The organism is Marinobacter sp. MBR-105, from assembly GCF_053628895.1.
On the sequence record NZ_JBRJHG010000024.1, the window covers coordinates 13,205 to 30,249 of the forward strand.

The window sequence follows — 17,045 nt, forward strand, 5'->3', positions numbered from 1 at the left end:
CAAGAAGGTATATCTCTGCATTGAAGTGAGTTATCCCGGACTTCATAAGTAGACTAATCGCCCTTTCTTTACTGTTGTGCCTAGCAAAGATGTTATCGGTCACAACTATCAGCTACCGTAAAAATATTATGCCGGCACACACATCTAAAATGATAGAGAACTAGTGTAAAAAAGGGTGAAAGTGTGAGTTTTCCGATTATTGTCGGATCAAACGGATGCTGGTCGTAATAATAATTGTGGCAGCGAACTCTAGAGCTTGCTCATACAGTAATGAGGATACGCTCACCGACCATCAGCGCGGGTCCAGGCGACACAGAAAGACGCACTAACAGCATAAAATCCTCTCAAAAGGATCAGGAGACCACCTTATGCTGTTGTGGAAAGAGCTCATCAACGAAGCCCAGGATCTGGAGCCAAGCACCGCCGGTTCCAAAGACGACCTGAAGCTTCTGCAGATTTACCTCTGCCGCCTGTACCTTACCCCCGGATACGAGAACACTCTGAGCCTGTTCAATGCCGAGGAGTCGATGGCGTTTCTGGGTATTGATGTACCGGAAGACGGTGATATGCATCCGGGCAGCCGCGCTCACCTCAAGGCCATCCGTAAGCGCGAAAAATCACTGACTGCGTCATTGAAGGGCAAGCCTCAACTCTCGTTCGAGCCGTTGCTGACCAGTTTGGTTAAGCTCCTGAAGCCAAACCTGGTGGAGATCAAGGTACTGATTTACGCCTTGCTGCTGCTCAAGCACCCACAGTCCAAACAAGTGCTTCGGGAACTGGAGATTAACGAGCTCAACAACTCGGTGAATGCACTGGCTAAAGCCATGCGAGAGTCATCCCGCATGCTTGCCCGGGCACTGGATGAAGATGCCATGCTCTGCCAGATTAGGCTGTTAGAGCCGCCTAATCGTGGCAGCGATATCTGGGATCTGGTTGAAGGTGGCCCGTTATTGAGCCAGTTGGTGCTGGCAGCTTCCGACGCACCTGATAGTCAAAGTGAGCAGGATATCGAACAGATGCTGTTCCGGCACATATGCCCGCCGGGACCGGAGGCTAAGCATCGGATTGGCGATTTCAAAGGTGTGCCAGAGCTCCAGCTAATGCTGGACTACTTGAACAACGCACTGAGCACCAAGGCCCTTGGCAAGAACATCCTGCTGCATGGCAAGCCGGGTACTGGCAAAACCCAGTTGGCCCGCGCTATGGCCGAAAAACTTTCCGCACCCTTGTATGAAGTGCCCACCAAAGATGCCCGCACCGGCGCTATGACCGGGCGCATCCGGTTGGATGCAGCCAAACTGGCGCAGATGTTCCTGGAAGACCGTCTGGGGGCAATTCTATTATTTGATGAAATGGAAGATGCGTTTCGGAAGTCGGATCAGTTGGCCAAAGGCTGGTTCAATCAATTGCTGGAAGAGAACCAGGCACCGGTGATCTGGATCAGCAATAACATTGCGGAGATGGACCCGGCGTTTCTGCGCCGGTTCGATTTCATTGTCGAAGTGCAAGGCTCCGGAACCGACCAACAAACCGAACGCCTGAAACGGAAGCTGCAGACTCTGCCGGTGTCTCCGGACTGGGCAGCAAACGCCGCTGGCCAGAGCTGGATGACGCCGGCATTGGCCAAGAACCTTGCAGAGGTCGCACGGTATTTACCGGCCAAACAGATCACCCGAAACCAGAACCGGCTGGAGTCGCTGATCGAGCAGCGCCTCGCCGCCATGGGTGAGAATCGCCCGGTACAGGTGCTGAGGAAAACACTCAAAGCAGACTTCCCGCAATTCCGGGCTGAATGGATCAACACACGGCCAACCCTACGAAATGTCGAACGGCTGGCGCGAGAAGAGGGTGCCGCAAGAATCTGCCTTTACGGCCCACCCGGAGCAGGCAAAACCGCCTATGCCCAGGAATTGGCCAAACGCCTGAACAAGCCATTCATACTTCAGTCCGGAAGCGACTTGCTGGGCATGTACGTGGGGCAAACTGAAAAGAACATCGCGGCCATGTTTGATAAGGCCGAGAAAACCGGTGCTGTGCTTCTATTAGACGAAGCAGACACCTTTCTCTACACCCGCAGCATGGCCCAACGCAGCTGGGAAGTGAGTGCTGTGAACGAATTCATGGTGCGTCTGGAACGATTCGACGGTGTGTTCCTGGCCACCACCAACCGCTTCGACAGCTTTGATAAAGCTATCCTCAGGCGTTTCCAGCTGAAAGTGGAATTCAGTTGCCTGAACGCTGAGCAGGTCAAAACCATCATAACGGCGTGTGTAGTGGACAAAGACAGGGCACAAGCCCTGACAAGCGATCAGCTCGGCCATTTAGATCACCTGACACCGGGCCTCATTCGCGCCGCTGTTCAGAGCCTCCGCTTGCGCGGATTCAAAGCGCGAACACAGAGGCTGCTTGATGCTTTGAAGGAGGAGCAGCGCCAGCAGACTGAGGGCGTTGTTAGCCAGCCGATGGGGTTTGTTCAATGAGAACGGGCAGCTTCGAAACAGCAGCAGGATTTCTGGAGAGGATTCACCACTATGGATCGCGATAGGAAACGAACTTCCAGTCCTCTCAAATTGCACAGTTCAGGTGGGTTCAAAGTCTACACCGCAGCCTCGAAGAATGTAGTTCTACCGGAAGGGACAACCGCTACAAATTCGGTCGGCCTTCTGTTCGATCGGGGAGTCCTTGCAAGCCTCGCCCCTGAGTTGGCCGAGGCAGTTGCAGGCGATCTCTATGCTACGGCATTCCCAGATAGGCGTTGTGTCTGCCTATATAGCCGGAATAGGTGGCTCGAGCTCCGCTCCATTCTTGCTCGCATCCCAAATGACACGTTCGAACAGAGGAAAATCCGACGAATTGCGCTCGGGTTTGAAGCAAAGATTTCGCTGTCAGAACCGTTCCTGATACCAATCATGCTCGCGAGCTATGGGCGGCTTACGGGTGATGACTTTCTGGTCGTGGAAGGGCCTGAGTATATGGAGCTGTGGGCCAGGGATTCAGGAAATTATTAGCTGATATCTAGACCCTACGTATACGTGATCGCAGGTAAGGGGTTCAACTATCAGGTTGTTGAAAGCCCGTGGTTGTTTGCCAACAATGATCTCCGATTCCCTGTAGCTTTCCGCCAAGTGGTGACTGGTGAAGGAGCATGCGACCGCCAAGTCTTTATCTGTTTTTCCAACTACTGCAATCCAGTGCTCGTTGGTTGGTCCATATTTTAGCGTCGGACGTTTTTTTCGACGTTTTAGGCAGACAATGAAAGCTTTCCGAGGTGAAAACGGCTCAGATAGCAGGGCTCGGTACCATGTTGGCGTATCAGCAGATATGGGCTCAATGCTGATCTGGCTCATCGAGCTTTGTGCTTCGCTTTTCAGCCAGTCAGAAAGCACAGAACCGTATTGGCCTAGCAAAGACCGTTTGATAGCAATATCTATCTCGTTATTGGGTAGCTCACGAAACGTACTTCCGGATGACGCAAATTCCTGCAGAGAAGGCGTTACGCTAATCAATCGAGACCAAAGTTCCTGTTGCTGACTGAGCTCGATTTTTTTGGGATAGACTGCGGAGAATGCGTTCAGCACAGCATACAGCAGGCAAAAGCCGTCAAGCTCGCCCTGCTGTAGTATGGTTCTTGACTCATTCACGTTTATTCCTCTCAGAGTTTTGCGAGCCTACTCAACGTTTGGAATGTAGCAGCGCCGCTAATGAAATACACCTTGAAGATAGTTGCAAACTTCAAATATCAATAAAAAACAATTACATAAAATGTAAAATATAGTAGGCCGCCCTTCATCTTTCCGGCTCGATCGATCATTATCGAGGTAACGCAATCGTAATATTTAAGAGACGACAACGGATGTCGGAGCCAACAACTGCCCTCCCGACAGCCAGTTCAACCAACACAGTCGGGACAGGGATATGCCACCACTCTTCGAGCCAAGATTCACAGCACTAATTCGTAATTAGTGCTGGACTGTTTCCTGGTGATTCCCATTGTTCTTACCGACTAGCTTAATCGCCAGTGTCAGCCTGGTGTGCCCAGTGAACTTGAATTAACCAATGCCACAGGCATTTTGTCAGCAATAGAAATAAGGGATCTTCATGAAAGTAAGGATGTTATGCGCCGGTTTATTACTATCGCCTTTTGCCGTTGCCAATAGCGGAGAGCCGCTTCCCAAATCGATCACGGTCCTTAACCATTCCCCTGAGGCTGTTGATTTGTGGGTGAATGGTGAATATCGGAAGTTGCGAGCAGGTACCGCCATGCTTCAGCCCTGTCTTAACGGTGAGAGTGTTGAGATTCAGGTCAGGATGGAACTCACAAATATCTCCTGCGGAGAATCAAAGGAGATCGCAGAATGAAACGACTTCTCGTAATCGCAACCAGTTGTCTTGTACTCACGGCATGTGGCGGTGGCGGTGATAACTCCGATGGATCGAAGGCGTCGACTTATAGCTCATGCGCAATCACGAAATCTGAAGCGCTCCTCTCTAGTGATCGAACCGCTGACCTTAACCAATGCTGGGACGGCGTTGACTACAAAGAGCAGAACCTGGCCCTGAACTGGTGTCGACAAAAGGTGAGCGCCTATATGGATTCCGCATATCTGGTTGGGCATGCCATTGAATTTGAGGTTGCATCCACCAATTGCCCCTAGTTCTGTTTGGCTCATTTGGATAGTTGACGGAGATAATAATGAAAATTAAAAGTTCTTTGCTGGCTGGCGTTACGGGCGCTTTGGTCTTATTGGCTGGCTGCAACCAACAACTTGGCGCTGACCTGGACCAGAACACGGTTTGTGAGGTGAATGCCATGGATCTGGATACCACGCGGTCCACCTGTGAGACGGGCCAGAAGATCGTCTACCTCCCTGGTAGTTGGGGCAATAAACAGCTTCCTGTGTTATTCGCAGCGCTAAACTGCGATCACCGTTTTACTGTTGCGATGACAGAAGGTGCTGTTTCCTGCATTTTCAAACCGATTGAAAATGTTAAGGAGTCAAAGTAAGAAGCGTTATGGCGCGACTACCGAATGGGCTGAGTGATTGGAGCAATTGATCGCTCAGCCCACATTCGCCACCCCAAACGGAATATGCACCATCGGCACATTCCCGGCCTCAGACTCCAAATGCGACCGCTGATCGTCAAAGAACATATGCGGTTTTAGCACGCTCAGTATCCGATCCTTCTTCATCCCGCCCAGGAAGAACACCTCGTTGGCGTCGACGCCCCAATGCTCCAGGGTGGTGATCACCCGCTCGTGGGACGGCGCGTTGCGAGCGGTGACGATGCCGGTACGGAGCACACGTTTGTAGCTGGGGTCTTCGTCTACCGCTTTGTCCTCCAGCTTCTGCAAGTGCGACAGCTTTCTGAACAGGTCAGCCAGTGGGCCCGGACTGTGGGGAATGTGCGCTCGAGACGTTTCGTGTTCCTGGAATGCTTCGAGTGTGCCGGCTTTGAACACTTTCTCTGAGGCGTCGTCTGCAATCACACCATCAAAGTCGAAGGCAATCCTGAGCTCGGTGTCCCCCTCATCGTCTACAACATGGCTGGGCAATACTGTCCCTGCGGGGTGGCCGTAGTCGATGGCTTTAAGTACATCGTTTTCGTTTGCAGACAGGAACAGGGAGGCGTTGAACGCAGGAATGTAAGGGTAGGGCGATTTGCCTTCCAGAAACGCTGCACGGCTGATATCCAGGCCGTGATGGTTGATAGAGCGAAACACCCGCTTGCCGGTAATCGCCGAGTTGCGTGAGAGCAACACCACCTCAACCGGAGATTTGTCTGGAAACCGCTGGTTGATGGCTAGAAAACGCCGCACGAACGGGAAGGCCACTCCTTTCTCCAGTGGAACATCCAGGTGAGCTTCCTGGTGTTTTCGGTAGGCTTTTTCACCCTCGGTTCTGAACACATGGTCGGAGTCGGATAAATCAAACAATGCGCTGGATGCAACGGCGATTACGAGCTTGTCTTCAATTGGGTAGGGCATGGGCGAGCCTTGGGGCGTTAACAGGTTATTGGGTTCGATGAACGCTCGCGCTTGTTATTGTAGCCGGCGAAGCGCTTCAGCTTTCGCCACATCCAAACTGCTATTATCGGTGGGCATTCCATTCTCGCCCAATGGAGTGACCCCGAGCTCTGATCGGCGGGCATTCACCTTGGCGGTGTACTCGGCGCTCATCGGATTGATTCCACGGCGGCGGTCCTGGGCGTCCGAGATTGAGTCCATCATGAAGTCATACTCTTCCGGAAACATCTCCTTATGGATGCTCCTGGCAAGAGACTCGGCATGTTCCATCTCTCGGACTTTCTCCTCACCTATTTCCTCACAAAGCTCTGCGCGTTTTTTGGCAAGCTCTTTCTCGACTCGGTTCATTTTGCTCCTCCAGTGAAAATCAATAAACACAGACTAGCATTTGAAAGCGACTAGATATGTCGCACGGGCGGATTAGTTTGACCCTGGAACTGGGAGGAAATCATGAGTCGAGATTACACAGCAGAGCAAATCTCACAAACGCTTTTCGAGACTGACCCCCTCAACACTTGTTGCAGGGAAAACGAGTGTTGGGACGAATACGACCACGTCGCGCAGACTATTGCTCAGGACGTTCTTCGGGGGGCGAGCCTCCAACGTGCGTTAGAAAAAGCGATCAGCGAATGGTTTTACGACGGCGAATCATTTGATGCAAGCAGTCTTCAGCCAGTGATAAAGCAACTGGAGAAAGTAAAGTGATCAACAATTTTAAAACGGATCTTATTATCCGTGTTGCCGCACAATCGCTGGACGAAACGCTCGCAGCAATGGGGTATGCGCGGCCTACCTCTGCAAACCGAAGGCGTTTGCAGAGGGTGTTGGAATGCCCTGATTTTGGGCTGAGCGAGGCCGGTTTCGACTTTAAGTACCGCAGTGAAGACTTCCTCAGGGCACTCTGCCGAGCAGTTAGCATGGATGAGCCCATAGTTGAGAAGCGCATCGGGAAACTCATTGCGCGAATGGAGGAAGAGCATTGTGCCTTTAAGCCTTATATCTGGATCGACACTGGGTTTGTGCGAAAAAACCAACCACTGTTTGCCTTGGCAGTTTGCGAACATCAGCGTTATTTGGGGTTTTCGGAGGGGTTCTGGCGCTATTCGCTAACCGAGCAGTTAGGTCATGCACAGGGCCGCATTCGCGCACATGTCGCTGAAACAGGGGGAGAACTTGGCATCTGGGGTAAGATCAAGCAGTATTGGTTTTATTACGAAAAGAACGCAGCCTACCTTTTTAACCTGAATGGTGAGGTGGTTGGTAAGCAGTATGGGGCAGAGCCGAGTGCCATAATCAGCGATCGCGAGCTGGCCGTCATCAGTTCAGCGGGGTTGGCGGCCCGGTAGTCACGAATTTAAAAGGACTGAATGATGTATGACTTGATAGGTGACATTCACGGCCACGCGACCGAGCTTAAAGCTCTCCTCGCCAAAATGGATTACCGTGAAGAAGACTGCGTGTGGCAGCATCCAGAGCGCAAAGTCGTTGTCCTTGGGGACTTGGGCGCGTAGAGCATGCCACTGAAGGATAGTTCATATCACGTAGTGCTTATTGCAGTATTGGGTGCTTGGAGCGTGCTACCCGTCAGCATCGCAAATTACATTTTTTATCTGCTCATTCTGGTTGTTGCTTCCTGCATTGGTCGCGCCGGTTATGAACATGCCAAACTTCGAAGAGAAGCTTGGCTCGGCCAATACTTAAAAGCCAGCTCCACTTTACGCAAGCCACTGGCTGTAGGGGTTATTTCCTGGTTCTATATTTTTCCCTTGGCGACCTTCTTGTCCGTGATTCTTTTGCTTAATCTCCGTTCCGGAGGTTTGGCGGTATGGGGAGCCGTGCTGTTCGGCTTTTTGGTGTTTCAATGGTCGACGAGGTCTCTTGCACGTAAAGTCGAAGAACATGTAATAGAAAAATCAGTTGCGCCAATAGTCCGAAAAGTCAGCACACTTCCCGCGGCGATGATAATGATCACGCTGTCCGTAATGGTTTCCCTATCTATACCGCACCCGAATGTGAAGGGTATGAGCTGGCTTGATGTAATGGGGAGGGGAACTGCTCAAATTGAGGGCAGTGGCATTTTGCCGTTTTTAGAGCTTCTTCATCTCGGTGTTGGTCTAACAGAATACTGGGCAATCCAGAATACAATTGAGACCCTTGGTACGCCGGTCATGCTTAATGTATTGGGTTGGACATTGTTCTTTATCTCAGAATGCGCATTTGTGTGGGCATTCTGTCGGTTGATGGTGGGAGTGGACTCCCTCAGAGCAAGGTTTTCGGAGCATGATGTATGACTGAAGCGATGGTTGTTAGCCGTGGTGATGGAGGGACATCAGAAAATACACAGACTCCCGGTTCTCCGAAGGGCCGGAAACCAGTCGAAAAGCGTTGGATCATAGTCGTTGCAACCTGGTTTTTTCTTCTGGGCCTTGGTTTTTATGGTCTACAAAAACTTACAGAAAATAATCCAGGGCCTTTTGCCCACTTGCTCAGTTCCGGAGAGGCGAGCCAACTGAGTCCCGCACGGCATCTACAGCTTGCCAACCTGGTTCGTCAAAAGTCTCATGATCTCAAAGCAGATGTGCCTGTTCTAATCTATGAAAATGCTGAAGAACGCATCGATGCGAGTTTTGATCAGTTGCAGCGGGCAGTAGATGAGTACCTTGAATGGCACTTCTCAACAACAGCAAGTTATTTGCGCCTTTTTATTTCCATGACGGATGATTTGGATGAATGGGCTGCAAACAAGATAGGGGAAAAGCTTGAAGATGCAAGCGGGTATACCCAGGCTATGGAAAGCCTAACCAACGATTTTCCGAAGATCCAGACCAACTTCATCCTGAATGAATTTGATAAGTTTCGTCTCGAGGTTGATTATTATTTGAACACCCACGGTTCGGTTGTTGAGCTGAGCGATCTGCCTCCAGAAACTCCCTTGCTAGATCTCTCTCAACTAGTGAGAAGTTCTGATTTACCCCTTGAACTTGATGTCATTGTTGCTTCGGCTAATGTCGGCAAGATCACATCTGCCAGCGTGGGCATCGTAGGCGCGGCAGCGAGTTCTCCTGCTGTCATGGCCGCTATGGCTGATGTGAAACGTTTTCGAAATCGTGCGATTGGACAGGCTGCCAAGAGTGGTGCCAAAGGAGCTGCAAGAACAGCGGCGACAAGTTTTACTGGCCCGTATGCGCTTGGAATAGGTGTTGCCGTGCTGGCGACTGATGCAGTGCTATTTGCGAGGGCTGAGTACATTGCCCTAAATGCTCAGGAAACACTGCACCGACCAAAGATGGAGAAGGAACTACGTGAATTCATCGAGTCGAAACGAGAGGAAACCAAGACGGCTTATCGAGCAGCAAGCGAAATAGCGGTAAATCGAGCTGTTGATTTACTGCTGACAGATATTGCAGCGCAAGAAGAGATCAATAGCATAAAAAAGAGTTATCGGATTGTTGACCTTTCAAGTTGGCAGCGCCCCTAAATCTCCTAACAACGCAAAGCCATCCCCCCTCTGATACAAGGCCGGTAGATCGGTAATTGGTGGCCAGAATGACTGGCCGACAATCAGAGTGCTCGCATGCCCTCAAGCTCAATAAATAATAGTTCAACGGCAGCATAACAATGCTGGCGACGTCTCTTGTCGCACCAACTCCTTACACTGTCACCATAGCGTACAGGAGGAAGGATGAGCATCGTACTAAAAGCAGACATGATTTCCCGCGCATTGTTCGAGTTTGATCCAATGAACACCTGCTGCAAAGAAAACGATTGTTTTGACGAATACGATCGCATCGCGGAAAGTGTCGAGGGGCGACTTCGTCAAGGTTTCACGTTGAAGGAAGCACTCGTTCTGGAATTGGCCGAGTCTTTTTTTGATGCGGAAACGCTGCATACCCGTTGCCTGGACCCCGTTGTTGCCTACCTGGAAGGGAGAAAGCACTAAAAATGTATGACTTGATCGGAGACATCCACGGCTACGCCACAGAGCTGAAAGCCTTGCTTACCAAACTGGGTTATAAAGAGCTAAAAGGAGTTTGGCAGCATCCTGAAAGACAGGTGATTTTCCTTGGAGACTTCGTAGACCGGGGCCCGGAGCAAGTAGAAACCGTAGCGATTGCCCGCGAAATGGTTGAAAAAGGCGCGGCGAGGGCAGTTATGGGCAACCATGAGTTCAACGCCGTAGCTTGGGCCAGTGAAGACCCCAATAAACCTGGCGAACACCTGCGCGCGCATACCGACAAGAATCGGAAACAGCACGAAGCATTTTTGCGCCAGGTAGGAGAAGGAAGCAAGGATCACGACGACATGATTGGGTGGTTTAAAACCCTTCCCGTGTACCTGGATTTACCTGAGCTTCGTGTCGTTCACGCCTGTTGGCATCCTGAGTATATTGACCTGATTGGCCAATTCACCAATCAGAAAAACCAACTGCTGCCCGAAACCTGGGAGGCAAGCAGCCGTGAAGGTTCTGATGCATTCAATGCCGTTGAAACGCTGCTTAAGGGACTCGAGATCCCGTTGCCCGATGGGCACCACTTTTATGACAAGGAGCGGAACAAACGAACCAATATCCGCACAAGTTGGTGGATGCAAGGGCAGTTAACCTATCGTGATCTTGCCATGGTGCCGGGAAAAGAAATTCACCGAATTCCCGACCAAACGATCAAGTCCAATGTTTTGCCAGGATACGACGGGGGAAAACCGGTGTTCATTGGCCATTATTGGATGAATGGAACTCCCAAGCCATTAAGTGAACATATCGCATGCCTAGACTACAGTGTGGCAGGGGAGCAGGGCGGAAAGCTGTGTGCTTACCGTTTCAATGGGGAAACCACTTTGAATGCCGACAGCTTCGTTTGGGTAGAGGGTAGAGGCTCGTAGTGCGGACAAACATGAATACCTGACCTTTTAACACGAATTAACAGCATCCAAATTGCTGCTTACAAACCAAAGCGTTATAAACATAGGTAGCTTGGATGAACCTGCCAGTCAGGCTACAGCAAAAGGATAAGAAATGGACTTCCTGCTAGTCCCAGATGCATTCACCGCCAGTGAAACCCGCTATGCCCTGGCTACCCGGAACACCATGGGTACCAAAGTGGGCAGTTTCTCCGTGTTATTGGAAACTCTCGCGGACATGTGGCTAATCGAGCCCAGTGAGCTGGATTGGGACGTTGCCATACAGGAACACGCCCTGGCGATGCCCAAAGCGTTTTGGGCCAAAAGCATCCGGGTGGATGAACCAGCCACCGTTGCCGAATTGAAGGCGGGCCTGCAGTTCCTGTTGAACCACGTGCCGTTGGGTGCCAGACCTGCCGATATACCATCACCCGCTACCCGAAATCAGCGTTACTACAACGACCTTGCAGAGCTCGCCCGGAAAATCGGCGAACGTCCGGCACAAGACCAACCTGCCGAGCTGTGGTTTCGTGAGCACACAGAACTCTATATCGAACCGGTCTATGTCTATCCCCTCTTGAATCAGGACGATCTTTACCCTTGGCAGCGGGACGTTCTGAAGCTACTCGACGAGAAAGGCTGGCTTGCCCCGGAGCCTCAGAAATACGATTTCATTCCTGTTCCTCAGCCCGATAATCTGGAGTGCCCGGTACAGCGCTTTGCCAACACATTGTTCCAAGGGGACAAACCGGACACCAAGCCAGAAAATCTTCACTGGTTGACTTGCAGGGACCAGCTACAGGAAGTTGAAGCCGCAACCTCAATGGTACAAGCGGCGGTAGAGCAGGGAACCAAACCAGAGCGCATCGTTGTGGTGGTGCCCAAAGGCGGCGATTACGAGCTTTGGCTGGACAAACACTTTGAGTACGCAGGCCTGATTGCCAGTAACCTGCGACCGGAATCCGGTGTATTCGACTGGCAGTCTTCATTGATTCACGATTTGCTTTCCAGTTTGATTCACCCCGACATCCCCATGGCCGTTATGAGTGCCATGATTAACCCGCTGATGCCCTGGTCTGCGGCCACTGGCCAGAAACTTGCCGAGCGTTTTAGTGACGGCAAAGAGCTGTCCCTGAGAGACGATGCCAGTGCTGAAGAGCAGGCTATGCTTCAGTTACTCCAAAGCTCCCCGGAGGCAACGCCAACGGCGGTACTGGAGTGGCTGGGCGGTATTGCAGAGAACCTGGCAGGTAAACGCATAAAAGGGCTGCCAAAATCCCGGATGAGAAATCTTCTGGCGAATACCCAGCGGCTGATGAACTTGTATGGCGACGCCTCCTTCGAGGAACTCATTCGCAACGTTACCCGCCAAATTCCCGTTGCTACCCTGGAATCCCAGGAAGATCGAGTTCGATACCTGCACGCCATCAACATCATACAGGACGGGGAACCACTACCGTTTCAGGTGGACGAGCTGTTTGTGTTGGGCTTCAACCAGGGTAACTATAGTTTTCAGCCGGAGCATACTGGCCCTATTCAACGGGAAGCATGGGATGAACTGGCCAAGACCACGGATCTGGCGATTCCCACCCTTGAGCAAAGCCAAGCCCTATGGGAGCAGTCTTTCGCCGAGCTTTTAAGCCGAGCAGATACCCGCATCACGTTCTTGCGCTCGATGAATGATCACCAGGGGAGCACACTGGAGCCCAGCGAAACACTGCTGGATATGGCGTTATGTTTCCAATCCTTGAATGAGCTGGAACCAGAACGCCTTGAGCAGCCGGTTATGCAGTCGGACCACCCCCTGCTGCGCAAAACCACCATCAAGCTGGAACAACCAACGCCTCCGGTGTTGGAGGATCTGCAGTTGGGCCCGGAACTCATTCAGAGGGCCAGAACCAACCAGGACGGAACAATAAAGCCGGAGTCCCCAAGCAGTTTGGAAAAGCTCATGCACTCCCCACTGGCTTGGCTGCTGTATCGCCTCGGCATCAAATCCCGCCAATGGGAGCCGCAGACACCTGATATTTCAGTGCAAGGTACTATCGCCCATAAGGTCTTTGAACTGTTCCGTGAGCACCAGAACCAGGCATGGAGCGAAACACTCTTCGACAACCTATTCAATCAGGCGGTGCGGGAAGAGGCTGCATTTCTGGACTCGCCACAGTGGCGCCTGAAAAGAACCAACCTGCGCAATCGAGTGTACCGGGCACTGAATAACTTTGCTGCTTGGTGCAACCAGGAAAACTGGTCCATCTCCGAGGTGGAATTGGAGCTGCAAGGCCAGCTCTGGGACACACCCTTGAAAGGGTACGTGGATGCAGTACTGAGCAACGGCAACCAGCGTTTGATCGTAGACTACAAAACCTCCAAACACACGAGCCGATTAAAGCGCCTGGAAAAAGGTTATGAGTTGCAAACGCTGATCTACCGGCAACTGTTTCAACAGAACAATGAGCAAGGTGAGGTGATGAGCGGTTACTACACCCTGAACGACACCACCTTGCTCACCGACCAGCCCCTGACGCCCAGTAATCAACTGAACGTGCTGCAACCGGAACCCGGATTGGTCGCACAGTCTGAAAAAGCCGCAGAGCTGGTTCAGGCGCGCCTGAAAGACATTGAGAACGGCAACATCAGGCTCAATGAGCGCTCCGATGAAAAAGCCTGGAAAGACCGCGGTATCACTCCGTACGCGCTTACGGATAATCCGATCGTTAGCAGATTTACCCGCGATGAGGAGGGCAACGCATGAGCCAGTCTGCCGTTCTGCCAGCCCAACCTCTCACCCTCATCAAGGCGGGTGCCGGCGCCGGGAAAACCTACACTATCCAGAGCACACTCACCGATTGGATTAAGCAGGGTATTGTGAAGCCGGACCGAGTGCTGGCGGTGACTTTCACTAACGATGCTGCCAACGAAATGCGAAGCCGTATTCGCCTGGCATTGCTCAAAGAAGGCATGATGGTGGAAGCCCGGCTACTTCAGAAATCCACCATCTCAACTATCCATGCCTTCGGGTTGGATATCCTGAAAACCTTCGCCTACGAAGCTGGTCGATCGCCCATCCCCAGGCAGCTGACCGAACAGGAGCAAGACTTTCTCCTACGAAAGGCGATGGACCAGGTACAGGCCATCCAACCGGTTCTGGATAACCTGGAACTCTATGGCTACACAGGTTCGTTCAAGGGCGAGGACTACCAGGAGGCAGATGAGCAGCTGACGGACACCATCCTCGCGCTGATCAACAAGCTCCGTTCCCTCGGGAAAGGGTTCAATACGTCCCCGGGCGAAGCGGATGCACTGCTGAGCCAGGCCAAAGAGATCATTACCAGCACCTATGGCCATGTGCAGAAAGACGGGGCGCCGTACACAGAAGCCCTTTGGAGAGCGATTGAAGCAGTAAAAATTGAGTACCCGGAGGCGAAAACCCTTGGCCACAAAAAGGAGTGGGGGAATAACAAACACACCCGAGCATTCGTAGAAAGTATTTATTCAGCCACAAGGAACAAGCTAGAGCGCGATTGGAAACTCTGGGCCAAGCTGCAATACACGGAAGACTTGAAAAACATTCGGAACAAGCATACGCGCGCCGATCTGGCAGAAGCCATCTGGAACGCCGCCGAAAAACTCAGCGTGCACCCGGGCCCGTTGAACGACGCCCTAAACCACATCGAATGTCTTATCAACGGCGTGTTGGAAACACTCTCCGCGTACCAACAAACCAAAGAACAAGCTGGCCTGGTGGACTACGGCGACATGGTGCACCTGGCCAATGACATGCTCGAGGCCCACCCCGAATGGCTGGAAGAAATCTCCGGCGGTTATGATTGCCTCATTATCGACGAGTTTCAGGACACCAACCCGCTTCAGTACGCCTTGCTCCGACGCTTCCAGAAAACCAGCAAGTACACCTTGATCGTGGGCGATCTGAAACAGTCCATCATGGGCTTTCAGGGCTCTGACAGCCGGCTTTTTGCTGAACTGCTCAAGGAAGGTGAGGGCAAAGATAGTGTCGTCAAAGAACTGGATAGCAACTGGCGAAGCACGCCAGAGCTAATGGAGTTCATTAACGGTGTTGGTAAAACCCTTTACGGAGACAACTACCGGGAACTGGAACCGAAGGCGGGTTACCAGTCTGATTTACCTGCAGTGCAGGTGCTGCGTTTCAGCAAAGACGATTGGAACCTCAACGCTAGCTCCAGAAGCCCCAAGCCGGGCTTTACTGCAGAAGGCAACATCGCCCTGGCTAACCACTTGTCTGATCTTCTGGCCAGCGGCACCAAAATCACAGACCGCCACACCGGAGAAAAACGCCCCATTCGTGGTTCCGACATTGCGGTACTTGCGCGTGGTCACTCAAGGCTAGGTAAGTTCGCTGCCGCATTGCGTAGCGTGGGCATAGAAGTGCAAATCCAGGAACCGGGATTTCTCAAGTGTGAGGCCGTGCAATGGGCGCTTAATGCGTTGCAGGCACTCAATAACAAACGCGATCACTATGCCTGGCTGGATTTACTCACCTCGCCATTGTTGAACGGCAACAGCACGGAGCGGCTCAAAGAGCTGCTAACCAGTTACGATCCTAAAACGGCTCTCAAACACGACATCAAAGAACTGCTGGAGCCACTGGGGAAAACAATACGCAAACAGCCGGTCAAAACCCAGCTTCTAACAGTGATTGAAGAAGCAAAGCTATTTGAGGCGTTGAAACAACATCCGGACGGCGCACAGTACCGGGCAAATCTTATAAAGCTCATCGGGCTGGCAGAAGAGTTTGAGTCGTTACAGCCGGAAACGCTGAATGCCATGGGAATCGTTGGCAAGAACGTTTCAACCTTCCCAGTGTGGCTCAACCAGAACAAAGACAGTATTGACGAACAGCCAAACGCAGATCCACAGGCTGAGAATGCGGTGGCGCTGAAAACCTGGCATTCATCCAAAGGGCTTGAGTGGCCTGTGGTTATGGTGCTGGATGCTGAAAAGGCCAGTGAGCCGAGGTTCCCGAGTATCAGCATGGCTTATCCAGATGGTGATATTGAGGCCATGTTACGGCAGAGTTTTGTGCAGATTTTGCCAAGGATCGATGACGGGCCAACGCGAAAGAACTTCACTTCAATATTAGCTCAAGAGCAGGTGGAAACATCTAAGAATCTATGTTATGTCGCTTTGACGCGAGCACGTGAGCAGTTGATCTTGCCTTACTTCGAGGGTTTCAGCGATGGATCGATGCTGGTTTACATAGAACCACTGACTGCTGCTCAATCTTCTGTGCCGGTTAGATACGTATGTCGAGCGATAAGAAACGGAATGTACGCTCCTAAAAGGCCAAAATGTGACGAAAAAGCAGCCTGCAATGTCGCCCTTCTCATCGATCCAAAGCGGCAATCTGACAAACTGACGCATACGTTAAACCCGTCGATTGGCAAGCGTAATAGCGTGGTCAATCTAGTAGAGCGGGAAGAAACGAAATATGGCCCTTCTCCAGACATTGCGAAATTAGAGCATGTTTCAGCGAACGATCTGGGTATTTGGATGCATCGCATATATCAGGTGTATTTCATGCAACCTAAATTATTGGATAAAGTGCTCGAGTATAATCCTGGATACGTCAACCTTGAAGGTGAGCGGAAATCGTTTGTAATCCATCTTGAATTTTTTCGTGCTCAACTTGTTCGCATGGTAGGCAGACTGAAGTCTTGCGAAAGCGAGTTGCATGTTGTTTCCACTAATGCCAAAAACCAAGTGGTCAGTGGGGTTATCGACCTTTTTGTAGATGGCGAAAACGCATCGATGATTATTGATCACAAGAGTGACAGTGCGACAAATGGCGAACTGTATTGGTGGCAATTACTTTCATACAACGGATTTGGGCGTCGGAGAGATAGTCTGCTAGCGCTCAATTGGACGAGAACGGGGACCCTCTCAGAAATTCGGAACCTAACATATTGATAGGAAGTAAATTATCATCTACTTTGATGGCTACGCCAGAGAGTGATTGTATTTTATGGCCAAATGCTTACCGGTTTCCCTTAGTCTACTCTGCCAAATTTGCAACTTATCGGCGCGGACTTTATTCAGGGATCCAAATACTTTTTTTGAAGAAAGATCAAATCACCTTGGCTTT

At 51.4% G+C, this 17,045-nt stretch carries 14 protein-coding genes; 11 read left to right on the plus strand and 3 right to left on the minus strand.

Features of this window, described 5'->3' with window-relative positions; all coding sequences use genetic code 11:
- Positions 1–368 precede the first annotated feature (368 nt).
- Entirely contained in the window at positions 369–2,480 is a 2,112-nt protein-coding gene (locus ACSSVV_RS19790; RefSeq protein WP_454106868.1) for an AAA family ATPase, read from the plus strand.
- Between the two features lie 513 nt (positions 2,481–2,993).
- Here ACSSVV_RS19790 and ACSSVV_RS19795 read toward each other — a convergent pair.
- Positions 2,994–3,641, minus strand: a complete 648-nt coding sequence (locus tag ACSSVV_RS19795; RefSeq protein WP_454106869.1) for a hypothetical protein — start codon at positions 3,639–3,641, stop codon at positions 2,994–2,996.
- Positions 3,642–4,098: 457 nt separating this feature from the next.
- On the opposite strand from ACSSVV_RS19795, the gene ACSSVV_RS19800 reads away from it, so the two are divergent.
- Both ACSSVV_RS19800 and ACSSVV_RS19805 read left to right on the plus strand, forming a co-directional pair.
- On the plus strand, positions 4,099–4,359 hold the full coding sequence (locus tag ACSSVV_RS19800) for a hypothetical protein (protein WP_454106870.1): 261 nt from the start codon (positions 4,099–4,101) through the stop codon (positions 4,357–4,359).
- A gap of 334 nt (positions 4,360–4,693) precedes the next feature.
- On the plus strand, positions 4,694–5,005 hold the full coding sequence (locus ACSSVV_RS19805; protein WP_454106871.1) for a hypothetical protein: 312 nt from the start codon (positions 4,694–4,696) through the stop codon (positions 5,003–5,005).
- Between the two features lie 54 nt (positions 5,006–5,059).
- Here ACSSVV_RS19805 and ACSSVV_RS19810 read toward each other — a convergent pair whose 3' ends face one another.
- Both ACSSVV_RS19810 and ACSSVV_RS19815 read right to left on the minus strand, forming a co-directional pair.
- Positions 5,060–5,986 carry a 5'-nucleotidase gene (locus tag ACSSVV_RS19810; protein ID WP_454106872.1) on the minus strand — a complete coding sequence of 309 codons (927 nt, stop codon included), beginning with the start codon at positions 5,984–5,986 and terminating at the stop codon, positions 5,060–5,062.
- A 54-nt stretch (positions 5,987–6,040) separates the two neighbouring features.
- A complete protein-coding gene (locus tag ACSSVV_RS19815) occupies positions 6,041–6,373 on the minus strand; it encodes a hypothetical protein (protein ID WP_454106873.1) in 333 nt (110 codons plus the stop codon).
- A gap of 102 nt (positions 6,374–6,475) precedes the next feature.
- On the opposite strand from ACSSVV_RS19815, the gene ACSSVV_RS19820 reads away from it, so the two are divergent.
- From ACSSVV_RS19820 to ACSSVV_RS19855, 8 genes are all read left to right on the plus strand, one after another.
- Positions 6,476–6,730 (plus strand): hypothetical protein, encoded by a 255-nt coding sequence (locus tag ACSSVV_RS19820; protein WP_454106874.1) that lies wholly within the window; start codon positions 6,476–6,478, stop codon positions 6,728–6,730.
- Positions 6,727–7,371 (plus strand): hypothetical protein, encoded by a 645-nt coding sequence (locus ACSSVV_RS19825; protein ID WP_454106875.1) that lies wholly within the window; start codon positions 6,727–6,729, stop codon positions 7,369–7,371. The genes ACSSVV_RS19820 and ACSSVV_RS19825 overlap by 4 nt, the downstream gene beginning before the upstream one ends.
- Before the next feature lie 168 nt (positions 7,372–7,539).
- On the plus strand, positions 7,540–8,316 hold the full coding sequence (locus ACSSVV_RS19830) for a hypothetical protein (protein ID WP_454106876.1): 777 nt from the start codon (positions 7,540–7,542) through the stop codon (positions 8,314–8,316).
- The gene (locus ACSSVV_RS19835; protein ID WP_454106877.1) at positions 8,313–9,503 is read left to right on the plus strand and encodes a hypothetical protein; all 1,191 of its coding nucleotides are present in this window, start codon (positions 8,313–8,315) and stop codon (positions 9,501–9,503) included. The genes ACSSVV_RS19830 and ACSSVV_RS19835 overlap by 4 nt, the downstream gene beginning before the upstream one ends.
- A gap of 204 nt (positions 9,504–9,707) precedes the next feature.
- Positions 9,708–9,965, plus strand: coding sequence for a hypothetical protein (locus ACSSVV_RS19840; protein WP_374814458.1), 258 nt, complete (start codon positions 9,708–9,710; stop codon positions 9,963–9,965).
- A gap of 2 nt (positions 9,966–9,967) precedes the next feature.
- Positions 9,968–10,903, plus strand: coding sequence for a metallophosphoesterase (locus tag ACSSVV_RS19845; protein WP_374814459.1), 936 nt, complete (start codon positions 9,968–9,970; stop codon positions 10,901–10,903).
- A 133-nt stretch (positions 10,904–11,036) separates the two neighbouring features.
- The gene (locus tag ACSSVV_RS19850) at positions 11,037–13,676 is read left to right on the plus strand and encodes a PD-(D/E)XK nuclease family protein (RefSeq protein ID WP_454106878.1); all 2,640 of its coding nucleotides are present in this window, start codon (positions 11,037–11,039) and stop codon (positions 13,674–13,676) included.
- Positions 13,673–16,870, plus strand: coding sequence for a UvrD-helicase domain-containing protein (locus ACSSVV_RS19855; RefSeq protein ID WP_454106879.1), 3,198 nt, complete (start codon positions 13,673–13,675; stop codon positions 16,868–16,870). The genes ACSSVV_RS19850 and ACSSVV_RS19855 overlap by 4 nt, the downstream gene beginning before the upstream one ends.
- Positions 16,871–17,045: the final 175 nt, after the last annotated feature.